Below are 20,457 nucleotides of genomic sequence, written 5' to 3'. Positions count from 1 at the left end.
GGCTCCGCGAGGAGCCGTCCGGAGGGCCTCGGTGCCCATCCCCCGGGCCGGTTGCCGGGGACTTCGCTCACATGCCGGCGATCAGCTTGTCGACCCTCTCGTCCACGCTGCGGAACGGGTCCTTGCACAGGACCGTGCGCTGGGCCTGGTCGTTCAGCTTGAGATGCACCCAGTCGACGGTGAAGTCACGGCGCTTCTCCTGCGCCTTGCGGATGAACTCCCCGCGCAGCCGGGCCCGCGTGGTCTGCGGCGGCACCGACTTGGCCTCGAAGATCTTCAGATCGGATGCCACCCGCTCCACCGCGCCGCGCTTCTGCAGGAGGTAGAACAGGCCCCTCTTGCGGTGCACGTCGTGGTAGGCCAGGTCGAGCTGGGCGACCCTGGGCGAGGAGAGCGGGAGGTCGTACTTGTTGCGGTAGCGCTCGATGAGCTGGTACTTCGTCACCCAGTCGATCTCGCGGGAGACGAGGTCCAGGTCGCCGGTCTCCACGGCCCGCAGGGTGCGCTCCCAGAGCTCCAGGACCCTGCGCGTGATCGCGTCGCCGCCTCGGCGGTCGACGAAGTCACGGGCCTTGGAGAGGTATTCCTGCTGGATCTCCAGGGAGGAGGCCTCCCTGCCGTTCGCCAGGCGCACGCGCCTGCGGCCGGTCATGTCGTGGGAGACCTCGCGGATCGCCCTTATCGGGTTCTCTAGGCTGAGGTCGCGCATGACCGTGCCGGCCTCCACCATGCGCAGCACCAGGTCGGTGGCGCCGACCTTGAGCAGCATGGTGGACTCGCTCATGTTGGAGTCGCCGACGATCACGTGGAGCCTGCGGAAGCGCTCGGCGTCGGCGTGGGGCTCGTCGCGGGTGTTGATGATCGGGCGGGAACGGGTGGTGGCGCTCGACACGCCTTCCCAGATGTGCTCGGCACGCTGGGAGACGCAGTAGACCGCGCCGCGCGGGGTCTGGAGCACCTTGCCGGCCCCGCAGATGATCTGCCGGGTCACGAGGAACGGGATCAGGACGTCGGCGAGCCTGCCGAACTCGCCGTGCCTGCCGACGAGGTAGTTCTCGTGGCAGCCGTAGGAGTTGCCCGCCGAGTCGGTGTTGTTCTTGAAAAGGTAGATGTCTCCAGCGATGCCTTCCTCGCGCAGCCGCTTCTCGGCGTCGACGAGCAGCCCTTCAAGGATGCGCTCCCCCGCCTTGTCGTGGGTGACGAGCTCCACGACGTTGTCACACTCGGGGGTGGCGTACTCAGGGTGGCTGCCCACGTCGAGATACAGGCGGGCACCGTTGCGGAGGAACACGTTGCTCGATCGGCCCCAGGACACGACTCTGCGGAAAAGGTACCGTGCCACCTCGTCGGGAGACAGCCTGCGCTGACCCCTGAACGTGCAGGTGACGCCGTATTCGTTCTCCAAGCCGAAGATGCGACGATCCATCACATCACACTATGTCCCCGCGGGCCCGTAGGGGAGGGATCTTCCCGGGGTTTCCGGGTGAGCAGTCCGTGCCATCGCCCTCCGGTGACGCCAGGCCTACCCCGGGCGCGTAGGAATCTTCGCAAACTTGACGATTCGTCCCGCTATTTGGCGTCCTGTCATCCGAAGGCGTGGGGGTGGTGGCGGCGGGCCTGTTCCTCGCTGACGTACCCCTCGCGCACGTCCTCGGCCACGGCCGCGGGGTCGCGCTCCGCCGGGTCGCCGTACCCGCCGCCCGAGCCGGTGCGCAGGTGGACCAGCGTGCCCTTCGGCAGGTGGATGCGGGTCTTGAGCGCGTAGTCCTCGATGGTGCCGTCGGGATACTCGACCGTGAGCCGGTTGGGCCGTCCCGGCAGGCCGCCCGCGAGGCCCCAGGGGGCCAGAGCCGTCCGCGCCAGGGCGGAGGTCAGGTACTGGTCCTCCAGGCAGCGGAAGGACAGGTCGAGGCCGAGCCCGCCCCGGTACCTCCCGGGGCCGCCGGAGTCCTCGGCCAGCGCCAGCCGCTCGATGCGCCACGGGTTGCGGGCCTCCCACACCTCCGCCGGGGTGAACCGGGTGGCGGACTCCGAGATGTACATCAGCGCGCTCGCCCCGTCCGCGAACGGCGAGGCGCCCTGCCCGACCGGGTGCGGGGCGCCGTCGGCCCACGGCGCGCCGCCGGCCTCCCGGTTGCCCCACCACACCAGCGCGTTGATGTCGCCGCCGCTCGCCGCCGGCACGATCGCCGGCACCGCGGGAGCCAGCGCGCGGATGACCAGCTCGATCGCGTGGTCGGAGGGGATGCCGTACATGAAACAGGGCGCGGGCCGCACCGGGTGGAAGAGCGAGCCCTCGCGGGTGACCACCTCAAGGGCCAGGAAGTGCCCCTCGTTCGGCTGCTCGCCCGCCCCCGCGAGGAAGGCGATGGCGAGGCGGCAGGCCGCGACGGTGGAGGGCAGCGGGCAGTTGATCGGGCCGGCCGCCTGGTCGGGGCAGTCGGTGAGGTCGACGGCGATGCCGGACCCCTCGACGGTCACCTTCACCCCGAAGGGCACGGGGACCCCGCTGACCCCGTCGGAGTCGATCACGCTGGAGGCGGTGTAGACGCCGTCGGGCAGCTTCTCGAACCAGCTCCGCACGAGCGCGTCGCCGTGGGCGTACATGCGGGCGACGCACGTCCTGAACGTCTCGACGCCGTGGCGCTCGACGATGGCGGACAGCGCCTCAGCCCCCGCCCTGGCCCCGGCGACCATGGCGTTGATGTCGCCGATCACCATGTCCGCCATCCGGCTGTTGGCCAGGATCATGCGGTACACGTCGGTGACCAGGCGGCCGGCGTCGTAGAGCTTGACGCCCGGGAAGATCGTCCCCTCCTGGTACACGTCCACGGTGTCGGTGCAGTAGGGGTCCTTGCCGCCGATGTCGAGCCAGTGGGCCTTGATCGCCGAGTAGGCGACCAGCTCTCCTGCCACGAAGATCGGGACCACCATGGCGGCGTCCTGCGGGTGCGAGCCGGTGCCGTAGGGGTCGTTGTAGAGGATCACGTCGCCGGCGGCCAGCGCGCCCGGGCCGCCGACGCCCTCCACCGCCTCGCGCACGCAGAACCCGAGCGTGCCCATGAACGCGGGCAGCGTCGGAGCCTGGGCCAGCATGCCGAGGTCGTCGTCGTAGAAGGCCACCGCGAAGTCCAGCGCCTCGTAGATGATCGGCGAGAACGCGGTGCGGACCAGCGACCGCTTCATGTGGTCGGCGGCGGCGTTGAGCCCCTGCCGGATGATCTCCGTGGTGATCGGGTCGGCGCCGTCTCCGAGCCCCGGGTGGGGCTCGGCGAAGGTGGTCCTGACGATGGTCATCGGCTGCTCGCCTCCGTCCGGGCGGCGCCCGTGTTCGCCGCGAGGCCGGCGGCCGGGGTCCGCACTCTGCTGATCAGGAGGCATCCGCTGGGGTGGGCCTCGATGGTGAACCCCTCGTCCACGTAGGTGGTCGCGGTGGGCTCGACGACCACGAGCGGACCCTCGGCCGGCTCGCCCAGCGCCGCACGCGGCACAGCCCGGGTGGCGGCGAACGCGCGGCGCCGGAACGACCACAGCCGGATCTCGCGGCCCGGCTCCTCCTCGGAGGGCGGCGCGGGGACCAGCTCGTGCTCGGCCCGCATCGGGACGCGGAGGGTCGAGCGGACCGTCACGACCTCCAGCGGGTCGGTCAGCTCGTGACCGTAGGAACGGTGGTAGGCGGTGGCGAACCGCTCCCGGATCGCCGCCGCGTCGTCGCCGGGCTCGGCCCGGACGGTCAGCGTGTGCTCCTGGCCCCGATAGCGCAGGTCCAGGTCCAGCTCCCGCAGCGCCACGGCCTGCTCCGCGTCTTCCCGTACGACCGCGGCGTCCTCCGCGTCAGGGTGCACGGCCGCGGCGTGCTCGGCGTCTTCCCGTACGCCGCCCGCCGCCTCGCCGGCCGCGTCCCGCTCGGCCAGCCGGGCGAACAGCGTGGAGGCCGTCCCGGCGATCTCCTCCAGGGTGGCGTCGTCGAGGGTGCGCACGAGAGTCCTGGCGGCGCTGCGGACGATGTCGGCCTGCATGAGCCCCACCGCCGAGAAGTTTCCGGCGTTGGGCGGCACGACGACCTGGTCCACGCCGAGCTCGTCGGCGAGCAGGCATCCGAACAGCGGCCCGGCTCCGCCGAAGGCGACGATCGCCGAGCTCCGGGGGTCGGCGCCGCGCTCGACGCTGACCCCGCGCACCGCCTGCGCCATGTGCGCGGCGGCGATCCTGACGACTCCTTCGGCCACGGCGTCGGTGCCCGGCAGCCCCGAGGGACCGGCGAGCGGCTTCAGCGCCTCGGACGCCCGCTCCGACGACAGCACGACGCCTCCGGACATCGGCCCGGGGATGATCATGCCGAGGTGGAGCGCGGCGTCGGTGACGGTCGGCTCGGTGCCCCCGCGCTGGTAGCAGGCCGGTCCCGGCACCGCGCCCGCGCTGCGCGGCCCCACGCGCAGGAGCCCTCCGGCGTCGACGTAGGCGACCGATCCGCCGCCCGCGCCGACCGACCGCACGTCCGCCCAGGGGCTCTGCAGCGGAAGGCCCTGCACCTCGCCCTGGAAGAGCAGCGGGAGCCGAGCGTCCTCGATCAGGGCGGTGTCGAAGCTGGTGCCGCCCACGTCGGCGACGACGGCGGAGCGGATGCCGAGCACCCGGGCGACGCGGGCGGTGGCGGCCGCCCCCGCGACCGGCCCGGACAGGATGGTCTCGAACGGCCGCGCGGCGGCCTCGGCCAGGGTGAACGCCCCGCCGCCCGAGCGCGTGACCAGCAGTCGGCCGGAGAACCCCCTGCGGTGCAGCTCGCGGTCGAGGTTGTGCAGGTAGGGGCCCATCCGGCGCCGGACGAACGCGTCGACCACGGTGGTGGTGGTGCGCTCGTACTCGCGGTACTCCCCCGACACCTCGTGGGACATCGACACCTCGCCGGTGAACCCGGCCTCGCGCAGCAGGTCGCGCGCCCGCAGCTCGTGCCGCGGGTTGGCGTAGGCGTTGATCAGCACGATGGCGACGGCGTCCACTCCCTCGGCGCGGAAGGCCTCGGCGGCGCTGAGGACGTCCGCGGGCTCCAGGTCCCGCACCGTCGTGCCGTCGTACGCGACGCGCTCGCGCGCCTGCCTGCGAAGCCTGCGCGGCACGAGCGGAGGCGGCGGGGTCCAGAACAGGTCGTACGGATCGTCCCGGTCGCCCCGCCGGATCTCGAGGACGTCCCTGAACCCCTCGGTGGTGATCAGGCCGACCGTCGCCCCGCGCCGCTCCAGCAGCGCGTTGAGCCCGACGGTGGTGCCGTGGACGAGGTAGGAGCAGCGCTCGAGCAGGCCGGCGCCGGCCGCGGCGTCGAGGGCGGCGAGCACCCCGATCTCCGGGGCCTCCGGCGTCGTCGGCTGCTTGGCCACCGTGATCTCGCCGGTCTCGGCGTCGTACGAGACCAGGTCGGTGAAGGTACCGCCGACGTCGATCCCTATGACTGTGGACATGTCACGGAAGGTAGGGCCGTGTCAGGCCGGTGTCGATGTGTCCTCACAACGATCCCCCTTGGGTTGTTGTCTCCCCGGCACACCCCGGCACACCCCGGCACGCGCGGCCTCGGCGACGTCCCGGTCATGTGCCGGCCTCGGTGACGACGTGGCAGGCGAGCTGGAGTGCGAAGCGCGTCTCGGTGTCCGACAGGTCGAGGTCGAGGACCTCGGCGATGCGGCGCACGCGGTGGGCGACGGCGTTCGGGTGCAGGTTGAGCAGGGCTGCCGCCTTGGTGCGTGAGCCCCACGTGTCGAGATAGGCCTTGAGCGTGGGCACGGCGTGCGGCGCGAGCGCGCCCAGCCGGTCGAGGGGGGCGAGCATGTCCCGGGCGGCCATGAGCGCGCTGTCGCTGCCGGCCAGCTCGGCGAGGACCGCGTGGACGCCGAGCCGGTCGAAGGCCGCGGTTTCGCCGGGGCGCGCGTGCGCGGCGGCCGTCCTGGCCTGCGCGGCCGTACGCCGGAGTCCTTCGGCGCCCTGCTGGCAGGTGCCGATCCCGGCCACGACGTCGGCGGGCGGCGACTTGGCGGCCCGCGCCGCGTCGAGGAGGTCCTCCGCCCGCGCCGGACGCTCCTCCGAGGTGCGTACGAGCAGCAGGCCGTCCTGCCAGGGGGTCGAGAGCAGCGTGCCGCCCAGGTCCTCGTCCGCCCAGGGCGCCGGGGGCACGCCGGACTCGGCGCGGACGAACACCGCGACGTGCCAGCCGTCCACCGGCACGCCGGCGTGCCTGGCCCGCCGTAGCGCGGCGGGCAGTTCCTTGGCGGGGGCGCGCACCAGCGCGAGCAGCGCCACGGCGCGCGCGGCCTCGGCGGCCCGGGCGGCGGCGCGCACCCGGCCGAGCATGGCGGCGACCACTCCTGCCACGATCGCCGCGGCCGGGTCGTCGTCCGCCCAGCGGATGTAGCCGTCGGCCCGGCCGTCCACGCGGATCACGGCCGAGGTGGCCGCCGAATCGGCCACTCCCCCCACCCCGTAGGCCACGCCGACCGCCTCGGAGGCGGCCCGCAGGATGACGTCCTCCCCCGCGCCGTCGACCGCGCCGAGCCGCTCCACCGCCTCCCGGGTACGGCTCAGCAGGAGCCCCGGGTCGGACCGCACGACCTCTCTCAGGCCGAAGACCGTGTCGGACAGCGACTGGTCGAAGGAGCCCGCCAGCACGGCCACGCGCACCTTGCGGGCCAGTTCCACGATTGCGGGAGAGGTGCCGGAGTGGCCGGGCAGCACCAGCGCTGCCAGGCCCCGGTCACCGGCGGTCCCCAGCATCGCGGCCACCCCCGAACCGGCCTGCGTGGCGTTGCGCGACAGCACCGCGACGGCGCCCGCCGGGGCGCGCTCCAGCTCGCCGGGCTCGTCGACGAGCACGACGCTCTCGACCCCGCGCGCGTCCCAGGGCCCGGCGACCAGCGTCAGCCGCCGCCCGGCCGGGGCCCGCAGCAGATCATTGACGTGGAGCAAGCGTGAGGACCTCCTCCGCCCGGTGGCACGCCACGCGGCGCCCGTCGAGCGCTCGCGCCGCCGGGGCCTCGGTCACACATCTGTCCACGGCCAGCGGGCAGCGCAGCCGGAAGGCGCACCCCTCCTCGGCCGGCGCGGCCTCGGTACGCCCGGTCGCCTTCGGTGGCGGGCCGCCGATGCGGGGCACGGCGTCGCGCAGGGCGAGCGTGTACGGGTGGGCGGGGCGCGTGAGCAGGTCCCTCGTCGGCCCAGACTCCACCACGCGGCCGGCGAACAGCACGTGCGAGGTGCGGCAGAGCCGGTCGACCACCGCCAGGTTGTGGGTGATCAGCAGGTAGGTGAGGCCCCGGCCGGTGCGCAGGGCCCGCAGCAGGTCGAGGACGCGGGCCTGCACGGTCACGTCCAGCGCGCTGGTCGGCTCGTCGAGCACCAGGAGCCGGGGCTCCACCGCGAGGGCGCGGGCGATGGCGGCGCGCTGCCGCTGCCCTCCGGAGATCTCGTGCGGCCTGCGCGCGGCCAGGCCGGGTTCCAGCCCGACGTCTTCGAGCAGCGCGGCCACCCTCAGACGGCGGGCGTCCCGATCGAGCCGGTGGTGGGTGGTCAGCGCCTCGGCGATCGAGGAGCCGACGCGCATCCGGGGGTTGAGCGCCTCGCTGCCGTCCTGGAACACCGGCTGCACCGCGCCGCGGAACTCCGCCAGCTCGCCACGCCTCATCGCGGCCAGTTCGCGCGAGCCGTACAGGATCCTGCCCGAGCGCGGCGGGAGCAGGCCGAGCAGCGCACGGGCCAGGGTGGTCTTGCCCGAGCCGCTCTCGCCGACCAGCCCGACACCGCCCTCCTCGACGGCCAGGCTGACCTCGTGCACCACGCGCGTCCGCCCGTAGGCGAGCGTGACCTCTTCGGCGCTCAGCAGGCTCATCGCCCCACCTCCGGCAGCTCGGGGACCGCGGCGATCAGCTCGCGGGTGTAGGGGGCGCGGGGGCGGGCGAACACCTCGGCGGCGGGACCGCTCTCGACCACCGCGCCCTCGCGCATGACAAGGACGTGGTCGGCGATGGTCGACACCAGGGCCAGGTCGTGCGAGACCAGCAGCACGGCGAGGCCGCGCTCGTCGCGCAGGCGGCGCAGCACCCCGACCACCTCGGCCTGGACGGTGACGTCCAGCGCGCTGGTCGGCTCGTCGGCCACGATGACGTCGGCCCCGAGGGCGATGGCCAGCGCGATGGCGAACCGCTGGGCCTGCCCGCCGGAGACCTCGTGCGGGTAGCGGCGCAGGATCACCCGGTCCAGCAGGACGGCGGCGACGGCGTCCTGCGCCCGCCGCGCGGCCTGCTCTCCCTTGACCCCGTGCCGGGCGAGGGCGCGGCGCATGAGGGTGCCGAGGCGCATCGTCGGGGTGAGCGCGGCGCGGGGGGACTGCATGACCAGGGCCGCCCGCGCCCCCCGGATCTCCCGCAGCCGCCTCTCGGGGGCGCCGATCACGCCGGTGCCGCACACGTCGATCTCGCCGGTGACCTCCGCGCCGTCCAGCAGGCCGAGGGTGGCCATCAGTGCGGTCGTCTTGCCGGAACCGCTCTCGCCGACGATCGCGACGCACTGGCCGGGCGCGACGTCCAGGGCGGGGACGCTGGAGATCACCCGGTCGCCGATGCGCACGACCAGGTCGCGCACCCTGATGAGCGTCATAGGGGCCACCTGCGGGGGTTCGGGAGAAGGGGGACCGGGGGCGCTCATCGTGGCCACCCGCCGGGCCGGGGGAAGATCGGGACGGAAGCGGTCACCGGGGCCGCCTGTGGGGGTCGAGTGCGGCGCGCAGGCCCTCGCCGAGCACGTTGAAGGCGAACGCGGTCACCAGGATCGCCAGGCCGGGGAAGGTGACCACCCACCAGTCGGTGGTGAACAGGGTCTGCCCCTGCTCGACCATCAGCCCCCACTCGGCGGTGGGCTCGTGGGCGCCGAGCCCGAGGTAGGACAGGGCGGCGGCGGTGAGGATCACCCCGCCCCCGTCCAGGGAGAGCTGCACCAGCACGGGGGTGAGCGAGTTGGGCAGCACGTGCCGGAACACGATCACCGGGGCGGGCACGCCGAGGCAGCGGGCGGAGTCCACGAAGCCGCGGTTGGCCACCGAGGCGGCGACCGAGGAGGTGAGCCGCGCGTACCAGGGCCACCAGGTGACCGCGATGGCCACGATCACGGTGGTCACCGAGGGCTGGAGCACCACCGCCAGGGCCAGCGACAGCAGCAGCGCGGGGAAGGCGAGGAACACGTCGGTGACCCGCATGATCACGTCGCGCGCCCAGCCGCCCGCGTACCCGGCGACGACGCCGAGCGCGACCCCGGCGACGGCGGAGACGACGAGCACGGCTGCCGCGATGAACAGCGAGGTCCTGGCGCCGTAGAGCACCCGGCTCAGCACGTCTCGCCCGACCTGGTCGGTGCCGAACCAGTGGCCGGCGCCCGGTGGGAGCAGCGCCTCGGCGGGATGCGTCGCCGCTCCGCCGTCGTCGGGAAAGGGCGCGAGCCAGGGCGCCAGCAGCGCGGCGAGCACGATCAGGACCAGGATCACCAGCCCGGCCGCCGCGAGGACGTCGGCCCTGGCGAGGTCCCCCAGCCTGCGGAGAGGGGTACGGCGAAGCACGACCGCGGTCATCGGGTCCTCCCTCTCGGGCCGGCCGGACCCCGGAGCGGCGCGGTGATGGTCGTCGCGCGCGGGGGTGGCGCGGTCATCGGGTTCTCGCTCTCGGGTCGATGACGCCGTGGAGGAGGTCGACCACGAGGTTGGCCAGCACGTAGAGCAGGGCCACGAGCAGGGTGACGCCCGCGATCGCGGGGGTGTCCAGCGACCTGATCGAGTCGGCGGCGTACCGTCCGAGGCCCGGCCAGTTGAACACCGCCTCTACCAGGAAGCCGTTGACGACGGCGTAGGCGAACACCAGCGCGATCAGGGACAGCACCGGGTTGAGCGCGGGCCGCAGCGCGAAGCGGGTCAGCACGGACGTCTCGCCGAAGCCGAGGGCGCGTGCCAGGCGGGTGTGGTCCTGGCCCGCCTCCTCGATGAGCGCGGCGCGGGTCATCTGGGCGATCAGCCCGGCGGGGTAGGCGGCCACCACCAGAGCCGGAAGCACCAGGTGGCCGAGCGTGCTGGCCAGGATCGGCCAGTTGCCGGTGATGGCGGCGTCCACGACCGTGATGTTGGTGTACACGTGGAGCGGGCTGGTGGTGTCGAGCGCGTTGTCGTACTCCCCGGCGACGGGGAACCACGCGAGGTTGCTGGCGAAGACGGTCTGCACCGCGAGGGCCAGCCAGAAGACCGGCACCGACACCGCAAGCACCGAGGACACCCGCACCGTCAGGTCCGGCCCCCTGCCCCGGTACCGCGCGGCCAGCCCGCCGAGCGGGATGCCCACCACGACCGCCATGATCAGGGCGGTGCCCACGAGCTCGAGCGAGGCGGGGAAGGCCGTGGCCAGGTCATGGGCGACCGGCTGCCGGGTGTGCAGGCTGGTGCCCCAGTCGCCGGAGAACAGGTCGCGGACGTAGTTCAGCAGCTGGACCGGGGGCGCGTCGTCCAGGCCGAACCGCGCGCGGGCCGCGGCGAGCTCGGCGGCGCTCGCCTTGGGCCCGGCGTAGGCCACCGCCGGGTCACCGGGCACCAGCCGGGTGACGACGAAGGTGAGCGCGATCACCCCGGCCACGACGAGCGCGGCCTGGCCGAGGCGGTGGGCGAGGTAGCGGATCACCCGCTACGCGCCGGCCGTCAGGTCGTGGACGAAGACGACGTTCGGGTAGGCCGGGTTGTCGGTGTACCCCTGTACCCCCTTGGCGTACGCGCGCTGGTAGTTCTGCGTGAACAGCACGGCGACGGCGGCCCGCTCGTCGATGATCCTGTTCTGCAGGTCGGCGTAGGCCTTCTCCGCGGCGCCCGTGTCGGTGGCGGTCAGCGAGGGCAGGCTGTCGATCTCGCTGTCCACCTCGGCGTCCTTGAGGTACGACAGGTTGAACGAGGGCTTGTCCGAGCCGCGGAACACGTTGACGAACCAGGAGTAGGCGTCGGCGTAGTCCGGGTACCAGTACATGACGAAGATGTCCTGGCGCTTGGACGCGTCGGGCGACTTGCCCTGGTCCCACTGGGTGTTCCACTGCAGCGGCTTGGCCTCCAGCTTGACGTTCAGCTTGTCGAGGGCCGAGCCGAGCAGGGTGGCGAGCAACTGCTGGTCGCCGTCGCCCTGGGCGTAGGTCATCGTGAGCGTCAGCCGCTTGCCGCCCGGGCCGTACCCGGCCTCCTTCAGCAGCGACTCGGCCCCCGCGAGGTCCTGTACGGGATCGCGCCCCGGCGTGTGCCCGAGCAGTCCCTCGGGCACCAGGCCGCTCGCCTTGACCCCCGAGCCCTTGAGCGCGGCGACCAGGCCGTCGTAGTCGATGGCCTTCTGCACCGCCTTGCGAAGCCGCACGTCCTTCAGCGGGCCGCTCTCGGTGTTGAACAGCGCGAGCAGGTTCTGGAACGAGGGCGTCTGCGAGGTCTGCGCGCCCTGGCCGCCGGCCTGTGCGAACAGCTGCGGGTTCAGCCGCTGGACGAAGTTGACCTCGCCGCGCTGCAGGAGCTGCCAGGCGGTGGTCAGCTCGGGTGTGACGCGGAACTCCACCCGCTTGTAGCGCGAGCCCGACCAGCCGCCCCAGTAGCCGTCGAAGGCCTTGAGGGTCAGCTCGGTCTCCCGGCCCTTCTGCCAGGTGTCGACCGTGTAGGGCCCCGATCCGGCGTCGTGTCCCTCGCCGAACCACTTCTTCAGGTCGGCGGCGGCGGTGGTGTCGTAGACGTAGGCCCCGTAGTCGGAGGAGGCGACCAGGTCGAGCGGGGTGGCGTACTTCAGCTTGAACTCGACCGTCGTGGGGTTCACGGCCTTGACGGACTGGACGGAGTCCCAGATGTAGGCGGGGCCGCCCGCCTCCTTCTTGGTGCGCTCGACCGACGCCTTCACGGCTGCGGCGTCGACGGGCTTGCCGGTGTGGAAGGTCGCACCGGGCCGCAGGGTGAAGGTCCAGGTCTTGCCGTCGCCGGAGGAGGTCCACGAGGTGGCGAGCCTCGGTTCGGCCTTCTTCGCCTGGGGGTCGTAGCGGGTCAGCGACTCGTAGATGTTCTCCATCGCGATGATCTCGTTGGAGTACGAGGTCGCGGGGTCCCAGTCGGTCACCACGTCCAGGTTGGGGACGTAGACGAAGGTCGCGTTCGCCGCTCCGCCCGCCGAGCCCGCCTGCGGGGTGCTCTGCGTACCCCGTACCTGCCCGCCTCCGCAGGCCGCGGCGGTGAGTGCCACCGAGCCCGCGGCCGTGAGGGCGGCCAGGCCCTTGTGCCAGCGCATCATGGGGTCCTTTCGTTCAGATCAGGGGTCCGGCGGCCTTGACGTGGACGCGCACGGCCGGCTCGGGCAGGTAGCTGAGGGGGACCTCGGTGAGCTCGACGATCTCGACCCGTCCCGAGTCGGCTCCGGCCGCCACCGCCCGCGCGGCGACCTCCTCCTTGGCCCGCTCGACGGCGGCGGCCCGTCCGGCGCCCGCCGGGGCGATGGTCTCGAACCGGCCGCTGGCCAGGGCGATGGCCGCGCCGACGGCGTTGGCGACCGCGGCGTCGGCGGGGCGGATGACCTCGCTGACGCCGGGGACGGAGGCGGGCAGGATGAACGATCCGCCGCCCACGGCGATGAGCGGCCGGTCGGCCTTGCCCAGGGCGATCCGGTCCACCGCGTCGAACACCATCTCGTCGGCGAGCCGTACGGCGCGGCTCAGCCGCTCGGAGGCCGCCACCGAGTGCGTGCCGACCGTGCCGCGACCGGCGGCGATGGCGGCGTCGGTCATGGTCGGGGTCGGCCCGCCGAAGGCGAGCGCCTCCTCGGTGATGCGGTAGCCCACCGAGCGGGGGCCGAGACCCTCGCCGACCACGGTGCCGCCGCCGAGGGCGACGGACAGGATGTCGGGCATCCGGAAGTTGGTGGTGACCCCGCCGATCTCCACGGCCGCCGCCGACTCGCGGGGGAAGCCGCCGGCCAGCACGCCGAGGTCGGTGGAGGTGCCGCCGACGTCGGCGACGATCGCGTCGCTCACGCCCGACAGGAACGCGGCGCCGCGCAGCGAGTTGGCGGGACCCGAGCCGATGGTGAGCACCGGGTAGCGGGCGGCGTAGTCGACGGCCATGAGCGTGCCGTCGTTCTGGGCGAAGAACGTCTCCACGGCCAGGCCCCGCTCGTCCAGGGCCTGCCGCAGTCCTCCGGTGACGTCGCGGGCGACGCCGTACAGGGCGGCGTTGAGCACGGTGGCGTTCTCGCGCTCCAGCAGGCCGAGCGAGCCGATCTCGTGGCTGAGGCTGATCGCGATGTCCTGGCCGAGCTCGGCGAGGACGATCTCGGCGACCCGCTTCTCCTGGTCGGCGCTCGCCGGGCTGAAGACGCCCGTGACGGCCACCGCCTCGACCGGGACGCCGTCGCGGGGCTCGTTCAGGAAGCGCCTGACGGCGTCGGTGTCGAGCGGGGCGATGGGACGGCCGTCCACGAAGTAGCCGCCCCGCACGATGACGGCGCCCGCCGCGACGGCCCGGCGCAGGTCGGCCGGCCAGTCGGACAGCGGCGGGATGGAGGTGGTGGCGGGGGCGCCGAGGCGGATGACCGCGACCCTGCCGAGGGAGCGCCGCTCCAGGATGGCGTTGGTGGCGTGGGTGGTGCCGAGCATCACCCGGGAGACCTCGCCCGAGCGGTCGCCCAGCTCGTCGAGGACGGCGGCCAGGGCGGCGCGCAGGCCGCCGGTGATGTCGGCGCTGGTGGGCCGCTTGGCCCTGGCGACGATCCGGTCGGCCTCGTCCAGGACGGCGGCGTCGGTGTTGGTCCCGCCGACGTCGATTCCGATGCGGAGGGTCATCGGGCGGCCCTGCCGCCGGTGCCGGTGGTCATACGGCTGTCTCCTCCACGGGGACGTAGTCCAGGTCGTAACCGAAGGCCCTCGGGCCGGCGGTGCGCAGGCCCATCGGGGTGCGCCACAGCGGGTCGCAGGCCCAGGCGAGGACGCTGACGCGCTGGCCGTACCGCAGGGCCTCGGTCTGCACGGCGGTGGCGGTCTGGCTGTCGACCACGCTGATCAGGTCGGGGACCATGGCGAGCGCCCTGCCGTCCTCGAAGGCGACGAGGTTCTCGTTCTGGATCTCCAGGGTGAGCGTGCGGCCACGGTCGTCGCCGACGCCCTCGACGGTGACCGTGCCGCGCACGAACCCGCCCGAGGTGTGCCGGGCGACGTCGGTGACCTTGCCGCCGATCAGCCTCCTGGCGTCCAGCGCCTCGCGGAGGGCGGCGAGGGGGTCGGCGGCGTTCTCGGTGGCGCGCCCCACCGCGATGGCGTGGGTCACGGTGTTCTCGATGACCGCTCCGCGCGCCTCCCGCGCCGTGAGCACGTAGTCGGCCATGAGCGCGCTGGATCCGGCGGCGACGCAGACGGCGCGGGCGATCTGCTCGGCCCACAGCCCGTCGACCGGTCTGATGGTGACCACGTTCCCGACGACGTCCGTCATGATCACCACGTTGGCGGGCAGCCCCGCGACGTACATCGAGACCATCTGGACCTCCGGGAAGGCCCGGCCCATGCCGTCGGCGTCCAGCAGCGGCACCCCGAGGCGGGCGGCCCAGGCGACGGGGGCGACGCCGTTGCCTCCCCCGATCTCCGAGGACATCACGGCGGCGGGCGGGCGGCCGAAGATGCGCTCGATCTCGTCGCGGATGCGGTCGGGCTCGGCTTCGGCGTGGATCATCTCGTGGCTCACCGTGGGCGCGCCGATGCCGGACAGGGGGACCACGAGGTCATTATCGGCGAGGTCCGCGAGCGTGACCAGGGGCACCTCTCCGTGCTCCTGGATCGCCCTGCGGGCGGCGAGCGCCCCAGCACGGACGTCACCGCCGCCTCCGGTACCGAGGACGGCACAGCCCCGCGCGAGCGGTGCGACGTCGTCCGGCGTTATGGCTGCCTGCATGGCGAGAGCATGGAGCAATTAGGACATTCCCCTCAATGGTGCCGCATAATATGACAGAAGACTTTGTTGTCACCAGACGACAACGAGGGGCCGCCCACTCGGCAGGAAAAGGCTCGTCCCGGCCCCCTGACTGACGTGGGGACCGGGACGGAACCGGTGGGACTCGATGGGGACCTCGGCGGCTCAGCCGCCGGAACCGTCGTCGATGTCGCCTTCGGGGGCGGTGGCCGCCGAGTCGCCGGGTGACCCGTTCAGCGCGCCGCTGACGTCGGGCGGAGACGTGGAGCCCTCCGGCGGCGTCTCGGCCGGCGAACCGGTGGCGATCAGCCGCTCCAGCCGGGGGCCGGTGAGCCGCTGGAACTTGCGGTGCTCCCTGGTGCGGTCGAGCACCGCGACCTCGAGCTGGGAGACGGGCGGGCGCTCGCCGCCGGGCTCGGTCAGGGCCCCGAGCGCGGCGTCCAGGGCCTCGGTCAGCGTCATACCCTCGGAGAAACGCTCCTTCAGGCGGCCCGCGACCGCGTCGGCCACACCGCCCATGGCCACGAAACCGTGCTCGTCGGCGACCGAGCCGTCGAAGGTGAGCCGGTAGATCTGGTCGTCCTCGGGCGCGTCGCCGACCTCCGCGACGACGATCTCCACCTCGTACGGCTTGCGCGACTCGGTGAAGACCATGCCGAGCGACTGCGCGTACAGGTTGGCCAGCCCGCGGGCGGTGACGTCGCTGCGGTCGTAGGTGTAGCCGTTGATGTCGGCGTAGCGGATGCCGCCCAGCCGCAGCGCCTCGAACTCGTTGTACTTGCCGACGGCGGCGAAGCCGATGCGGTCGTAGATCTCACTGATCTTGTGCAACGCCCGCGAGGCGTTGGGGGCGACGAACAGAATGCCGTTCTCGTACTGCAGCACCACGACGCTGCGGCCGCGCGCGATGCCCTTCCGCGCGAAATCGGCCTTGTCCCGCATCTCCTGTTCGGGGGACACATATCCAAAGGGCATGGACACCGGTGGTGATCCTCTCGTGGCCGTGGGTGGTGACTAGCGCAGCGGGGCGGTGGGCCCGTCGGGGTTGGTCATGCGGGCATCGAGCACCTGCCGCACATACCCCTCGACCTCCTCGTCGGGCAGGCGGCGGAAGCCCTCGTCGGTGATCACCGTCACCAGCGGCCAGATCTTGCGGGTGACGTCGGGGCCGCCGGTCGCCGAGTCGTCGTCCGCGGCGTCGTAGAGCGACTGGATGCACGCGAGCACGGTCTCCTCGGCGGTGGCGCCCTCGCGGTAAAGCTTCTTCAGCGCACCGCGCGCGAACAGCGAGCCCGAGCCGATCGAGGCGTATTTGCTCTGCTCGTACGGACCGCCGCCGACGTCGTAGGAGAAGATGCGGCCGGCGTCGCGGGTCTCGTCGTAGGCGGCGAACAGCGGCACCACGACCATGCCCTGCATCGCCATCGGCAGGTTGCCCCGGACCATGGTGGCGAGCCGGTTGGCCTTGCCCTCGACCGAGAGCTCGCGGCCCTCGCGCTTCTCGTAGTGCTCCAGCTCGACCTGGTAGAGCCGCGCCATCTCGATGCCCGTGCTGGCCGTTCCCGCGATGCCCATGCAGGAATAGTCGTCGGTGCGGAAGACCTTCTCCATGTCCTTCTGGGAGATGTAGTTGCCCGAGGTGGCCCGCCGGTCGCCGGCCATGACCACCCCGCCGGCGAAGGTCACGGCGACGATGGTGGTCGCGTGCGGGATCAGGTCACCGACGGAGGCCGCCAACGAGTCGAATCTCCCCGGGAGGAGCCCTGGAGCGTAGGACCCCACGAACTCGGTGAACGACGTCGATCCGGTGTCCAGGAACAGGTTGTTCGTCCAGCCCCGCTCTGCTGTCACGCGACTCCCTCCCAAGTGCTTTCGGCTTCTACGCCGACCCTACTCGTGGTGCCGTCGTGGTTAGCACTTCCCACGATCAGCTCAGCGCGAACCGCTTTCGCCCATCCAGCCTCATCTTCCACAAAAATAATCTTTACGGATCAGACCAGGCATTCCAGGAGGCGACCGCCGACGTCGTGTCCGGCAAGAGCGTCGAGGAGGCCGCCGCCTACGAGAAGAGGCTCGAAGCGCTCGTCGGCGGCCCCCTCCAACGTCGCCCGATGACCCCGGCGAACGGGCGGCCATGAGCACGGACGCGGCCGGGCTCGGCAGGTCGAGGGCGGTCGGGTTCGTGCTGCCCGCCCTGGTCCTGGTCGTGCTCACGCGGTCCGGAGGGCTGCTCCCGGCCGCGATCTTCATCAAATCTCCTTGAGCGTGAATACCCCCGCCTTCAGGCGGGGCAGGAAGCGCGGGACAGCTCCGCGCCGTGGATACGAACATACGAGCGATTTTTGGGCTGATCATTCGGTACGATGTGCGGCGTGGCGCAGATGGTGAAGCGGGCCTACAAGTACCGCTTCTATCCGACCCCGGGGCAGGCTGAGGAGCTTGCACGGACGTTTGGTTGCGTGCGCCTGGTCTACAACCGGGCCCTGGAGGAGCGGACCCGCGCCTACACGCTGGAGGGCCGAAGCGTCTCCTACGCGCAGTCGTCGGCCGCGCTGACCGGGTGGAAACGCGCTGGACATCGTGTGGTCGTGGCCTTTGCCGGAGGGGGCGCGGCCGTCGACTGTGACCGTGTCGCGTGACGCGGCGGGGCGCTGGTTCGTGTCGATCCTGGTCCAGGAGAGCATCCGCCCGCTTGCCCCGGCGCTGGGGCGGGTCGGGATCGACGCGGGGGTCACGACCTTGCTCACCCTGTCGCGCCCGATCCGGGGTGTGAGCGACGAGCAGGGCAAGGTGGCCAATCCCAGGCATGAGCGGGCTGATCGGCGCGCTGGCCAAGGCGCAGCGTGGGCTGGCGCGCAAGGTCAAGGGCAGCGCGAACCGGGCCAAGGCCCGGCTTGGGGTGGCTCGCATCTACGCGCGGATCGCCGATCGGCGGCGTGATCATCTGCACAAGCTGACCACCTCGATCGTCTGTGAGAACCAAACGGTCGTGATCGAGGACCTCACCGTGCGCAACATGGTGAAAAACCACTCGCTGGCCCGCGCCATCTCCGATGCGTCCTGGCGGCAGATGCGCTCGATGCTGGAGTACAAGGCGGCCTGGTACGGGCGGGAGCTAGTCGTGATCGACCGCTGGTTCCCCTCCTCCAAGCTGTGCTCGGCGTGCGGCACCCTGCGAGAGGCGATACCGCTGAACGTCCGGGAATGGGTGTGCCCCTGCGGCGCTGACCATGACCGGGACGTGAACGCGGCGAAGAACATCCTCGCGGCCGGGCTGGCCGAGAGGTAAAACGCCTGTGGAGCTGGTGTAAGACCTCAAGGAGACTCTCCTCTCTGGCAGGCGACCGGCAGCGAAGCAGGAACCCTCACGGGCGACCGCGGGAATCCCCTCCCTTCAGGGAGGGGAGGAGGTCAAGTACGTCTTCGTCAGCCGCAGGTACGGCTTCCGCTTCCACGGGGGGATCAAACGGTGATCTCGCTGCACGGCCTGACCAAGGAGTTCCCCGGCGGGGTCCGGGCGGTCGACGCCCTCGACCTGGAGATCGCCGACGGCGAGTTCTTCGCGCTGCTCGGCCCGTCTGGGTGCGGCAAGACGACCCTGCTGCGGACGATCGCCGGCCTGGAGACCCCGACGTCGGGGAACATCGTGATCGGCGGGACGGACGTGACCGCGCTGCCCCCGGGGAGACGCGACGTGGCCATGGTCTTCCAGGACTACGCCCTGTCCCCGCACATGGACGTCATGGCCGACCGGATCGCGGTCATGTCCGCCGGGCGGATCACGCAGGTCGGCACCCCCTCCCAGGTGTTCCAGCGGCCGGCCAACACCTTCGTGGCCTCCTTCATCGGCTCCACGCCGATGAACCTGCTGCCGGGCGTGGCCAAGGACGGCGCGCTGCGCGTGGCCGGGGCCGTGCTGCCCATGGCACCGGGCGTCGCCGAGGGCGAGGAGATCGTGTACGGGCTGCGCCCCGAGTACATGGACCTGTCGGCGTCCCCCCGGCAGGACGCCTTCGCCGGGCACGTCTCGGTCGTGGAGAACCTGGGAACCTCCTATCTCGTGACCCTCGAAGTGGCATCGGACGCAGGTGACCTGCTGGTCCAGGCCGTCGTCCCCGAGGACGCCGAGCCCACGCGGGGCGGCCCCGCCTGGGCCGTCCCGCGCCACGACCGCGCCCTGGTCTACCGCGACGGCGAGCTGGTGGTCCCGTGAGCCCCGTTCCCGGACCGATCAGGATGAGCGGGCACTGGACCCTCGACGACCGGCTCGCCGCGCAGGTCCACCCGGTGCCCGTCGAGCTCCCACCGGGCACCCGCGCGTTCACCGTGGAGCTGTCGTACGACCGCTCCTCGGGCGTGCTGGACCTCGGGTGCGAGGGCCCGGGAGGCTTCCGCGGCTGGTCGGGCGGCGCCCGCTCCCGCTACACGGTCGCGCCCGCGTGGGCCACGCCCGGCTACCTGCCCGGAGAGCCCGAGCCTGGCGTGTGGCGGGTGCTGCTGGGGCTCTACCGGATCCCGCTTGACGGCCTGCCCTACGAGCTCACCGTGACGCCCCACACCACTCCCCCGCCCGCCCCCGGCTCCCCTGACCTGCCCGGCCCCCGCCCGTCCCCCGCCGCGCCCGCCTCGGAACGGCGCGGCCTTCCTGAGCTCGACGGCCTGCGCTGGCGGGCCGGGGAGCTGCACGCCCACACCGTGCACTCCGACGGCTCCCTGACCGTGACCGAGCTGGCCCTGCTGGCCCGTTCCGAGGGCCTGGACTTCCTGGCCGTCACCGACCACAACACCGTCAGCCACCACGCCGAGCTGCCCGGGGTGGCCTCGGCCGCCGGGATCACGCTGATCCCCGGCCAGGAGGTCACCACCGACCTCGGCCACGCGAACGCGTTCGGCGACGTCGGCTGGATCGACTTCCGCGAGCCCCCGGACGCCTGGGCGCGAGCCGTACAGGATGGGGGCGGGCTGCTGTCGGTCAACCATCCCCTGGCCGCCGACTGCGCGTGGCGCCATCCGTTCACCGAGCGCCCCCGCACGGCCGAGGTGTGGCACTCCGGGTGGTGGGACCGCACCTGGGGGGCGCCGCTGTCCTGGGCCCAGGCCTGGCGCGACGACCTGGTCTTCGTCGGCGGGGGCGACTTCCACCGGCCGGAAGAGAACCACCCGCCCGGCGTCCCCTGCACCTGGGTGCTCGCGGACGGCCACGGCGATCCGGACGGCGACGGGGGCCCGGCGATCGTGGAGGGCATCCGCGCCGGGCGCACCGCCGTCTCGGCCGGCCCCTCCGGGCCGCTGCTGCTGCGGCACGGAGACGAGTTCCTGGTGCTCGGCGGCGACGGGCTCATCCTGTGGGGCCCCGAGCACCGGTCGGTGATCCGCGGTGACCGCCTGACCCTGCCCGCCCGCCCCGGCCCGCACCGGCTGGAGACCACACGCAACGAAATCATGGCCCTGTGCACCTGACCAGGGTCGTCTCCTGGAGGAAGCGC

The 20,457-nt window shown here is 72.5% G+C and carries 17 protein-coding genes and 1 pseudogene; 5 read left to right on the top strand and 13 right to left on the bottom strand.

Annotation, left to right across the window (positions count from 1 at the left end; all coding sequences use genetic code 11):
- Nucleotides 1-67: 67 nt before the first annotated feature.
- From pafA to prcB, 13 genes are all read right to left on the bottom strand, one after another.
- On the bottom strand, nt 68-1,426 hold the full coding sequence (gene pafA, locus AB0O34_RS17055; protein WP_262844541.1) for a Pup--protein ligase: 1,359 nt from the start codon (nt 1,424-1,426) through the stop codon (nt 68-70).
- Between the two features lie 158 nt (nt 1,427-1,584).
- Nucleotides 1,585-3,297 (bottom strand): hydantoinase B/oxoprolinase family protein, encoded by a 1,713-nt coding sequence (locus AB0O34_RS17050; protein WP_363916355.1) that lies wholly within the window; start codon nt 3,295-3,297, stop codon nt 1,585-1,587.
- Entirely contained in the window at nt 3,294-5,456 is a 2,163-nt protein-coding gene (locus AB0O34_RS17045; protein WP_363916354.1) for a hydantoinase/oxoprolinase family protein, read from the bottom strand. The genes AB0O34_RS17050 and AB0O34_RS17045 overlap by 4 nt, the downstream gene beginning before the upstream one ends.
- A 124-nt stretch (nt 5,457-5,580) precedes the next feature.
- Entirely contained in the window at nt 5,581-6,951 is a 1,371-nt protein-coding gene (locus AB0O34_RS17040) for a helix-turn-helix domain-containing protein (RefSeq protein ID WP_363916353.1), read from the bottom strand.
- The gene (locus AB0O34_RS17035; RefSeq protein ID WP_363916352.1) at nt 6,935-7,870 is read right to left on the bottom strand and encodes an ABC transporter ATP-binding protein; all 936 of its coding nucleotides are present in this window, start codon (nt 7,868-7,870) and stop codon (nt 6,935-6,937) included. Before AB0O34_RS17035 ends, AB0O34_RS17040 begins: the two co-directional genes overlap by 17 nt.
- A complete protein-coding gene (locus AB0O34_RS17030; protein ID WP_363916351.1) occupies nt 7,867-8,637 on the bottom strand; it encodes an ABC transporter ATP-binding protein in 771 nt (256 codons plus the stop codon). Before AB0O34_RS17030 ends, AB0O34_RS17035 begins: the two co-directional genes overlap by 4 nt.
- A 91-nt stretch (nt 8,638-8,728) precedes the next feature.
- Nucleotides 8,729-9,601, bottom strand: coding sequence for an ABC transporter permease (locus AB0O34_RS17025; RefSeq protein WP_363916350.1), 873 nt, complete (start codon nt 9,599-9,601; stop codon nt 8,729-8,731).
- A 73-nt stretch (nt 9,602-9,674) separates the two neighbouring features.
- Nucleotides 9,675-10,691 carry an ABC transporter permease gene (locus AB0O34_RS17020; RefSeq protein ID WP_363916349.1) on the bottom strand — a complete coding sequence of 339 codons (1,017 nt, stop codon included), beginning with the start codon at nt 10,689-10,691 and terminating at the stop codon, nt 9,675-9,677.
- A 3-nt stretch (nt 10,692-10,694) separates the two neighbouring features.
- The gene (locus AB0O34_RS17015; protein ID WP_363916348.1) at nt 10,695-12,308 is read right to left on the bottom strand and encodes an ABC transporter substrate-binding protein; all 1,614 of its coding nucleotides are present in this window, start codon (nt 12,306-12,308) and stop codon (nt 10,695-10,697) included.
- A gap of 16 nt (nt 12,309-12,324) precedes the next feature.
- Nucleotides 12,325-13,854, bottom strand: coding sequence for a hydantoinase/oxoprolinase family protein (locus tag AB0O34_RS17010; protein ID WP_363916347.1), 1,530 nt, complete (start codon nt 13,852-13,854; stop codon nt 12,325-12,327).
- Nucleotides 13,855-13,882: 28 nt separating this feature from the next.
- Entirely contained in the window at nt 13,883-14,953 is a 1,071-nt protein-coding gene (locus tag AB0O34_RS17005; protein ID WP_363916345.1) for a DUF917 domain-containing protein, read from the bottom strand.
- 183 nt (nt 14,954-15,136) lie between these two features.
- Nucleotides 15,137-15,946: a proteasome subunit alpha gene (gene prcA / locus AB0O34_RS17000; protein WP_363916357.1), complete on the bottom strand. Its 810-nt coding sequence runs from the start codon at nt 15,944-15,946 to the stop codon at nt 15,137-15,139.
- Between the two features lie 39 nt (nt 15,947-15,985).
- A complete protein-coding gene (gene prcB, locus AB0O34_RS16995; protein ID WP_363916344.1) occupies nt 15,986-16,822 on the bottom strand; it encodes a proteasome subunit beta in 837 nt (278 codons plus the stop codon).
- Between the two features lie 56 nt (nt 16,823-16,878).
- On the opposite strand from prcB, the gene AB0O34_RS16990 reads away from it, so the two are divergent.
- The 5 genes and pseudogenes from AB0O34_RS16990 to AB0O34_RS16970 all read left to right on the top strand — a co-directional run bounded on the left by AB0O34_RS16990 (nt 16,879) and on the right by AB0O34_RS16970 (nt 20,431).
- The gene (locus AB0O34_RS16990; RefSeq protein ID WP_363916343.1) at nt 16,879-17,109 is read left to right on the top strand and encodes a hypothetical protein; all 231 of its coding nucleotides are present in this window, start codon (nt 16,879-16,881) and stop codon (nt 17,107-17,109) included.
- Entirely contained in the window at nt 17,106-17,234 is a 129-nt protein-coding gene (locus AB0O34_RS16985) for a hypothetical protein (RefSeq protein WP_363916342.1), read from the top strand. The genes AB0O34_RS16990 and AB0O34_RS16985 overlap by 4 nt, the downstream gene beginning before the upstream one ends.
- Before the next feature lie 100 nt (nt 17,235-17,334).
- A pseudogene (locus AB0O34_RS16980) lies at nt 17,335-18,254 on the top strand (RNA-guided endonuclease TnpB family protein); the annotation flags it as partial.
- Between the two features lie 186 nt (nt 18,255-18,440).
- Entirely contained in the window at nt 18,441-19,184 is a 744-nt protein-coding gene (locus tag AB0O34_RS16975; RefSeq protein WP_363916341.1) for an ABC transporter ATP-binding protein, read from the top strand.
- On the top strand, nt 19,181-20,431 hold the full coding sequence (locus AB0O34_RS16970) for a CehA/McbA family metallohydrolase (protein ID WP_363916340.1): 1,251 nt from the start codon (nt 19,181-19,183) through the stop codon (nt 20,429-20,431). The genes AB0O34_RS16975 and AB0O34_RS16970 overlap by 4 nt, the downstream gene beginning before the upstream one ends.
- Nucleotides 20,432-20,457: the final 26 nt, after the last annotated feature.

Source organism: Sphaerisporangium sp. NPDC088356 (assembly GCF_040685555.1).
GTDB lineage: Bacteria > Actinomycetota > Actinomycetes > Streptosporangiales > Streptosporangiaceae > Sphaerisporangium.
The sequence above is the reverse complement of the archived record's forward strand: the minus strand, read 5'-3'. Positions and strand labels throughout refer to the sequence as shown.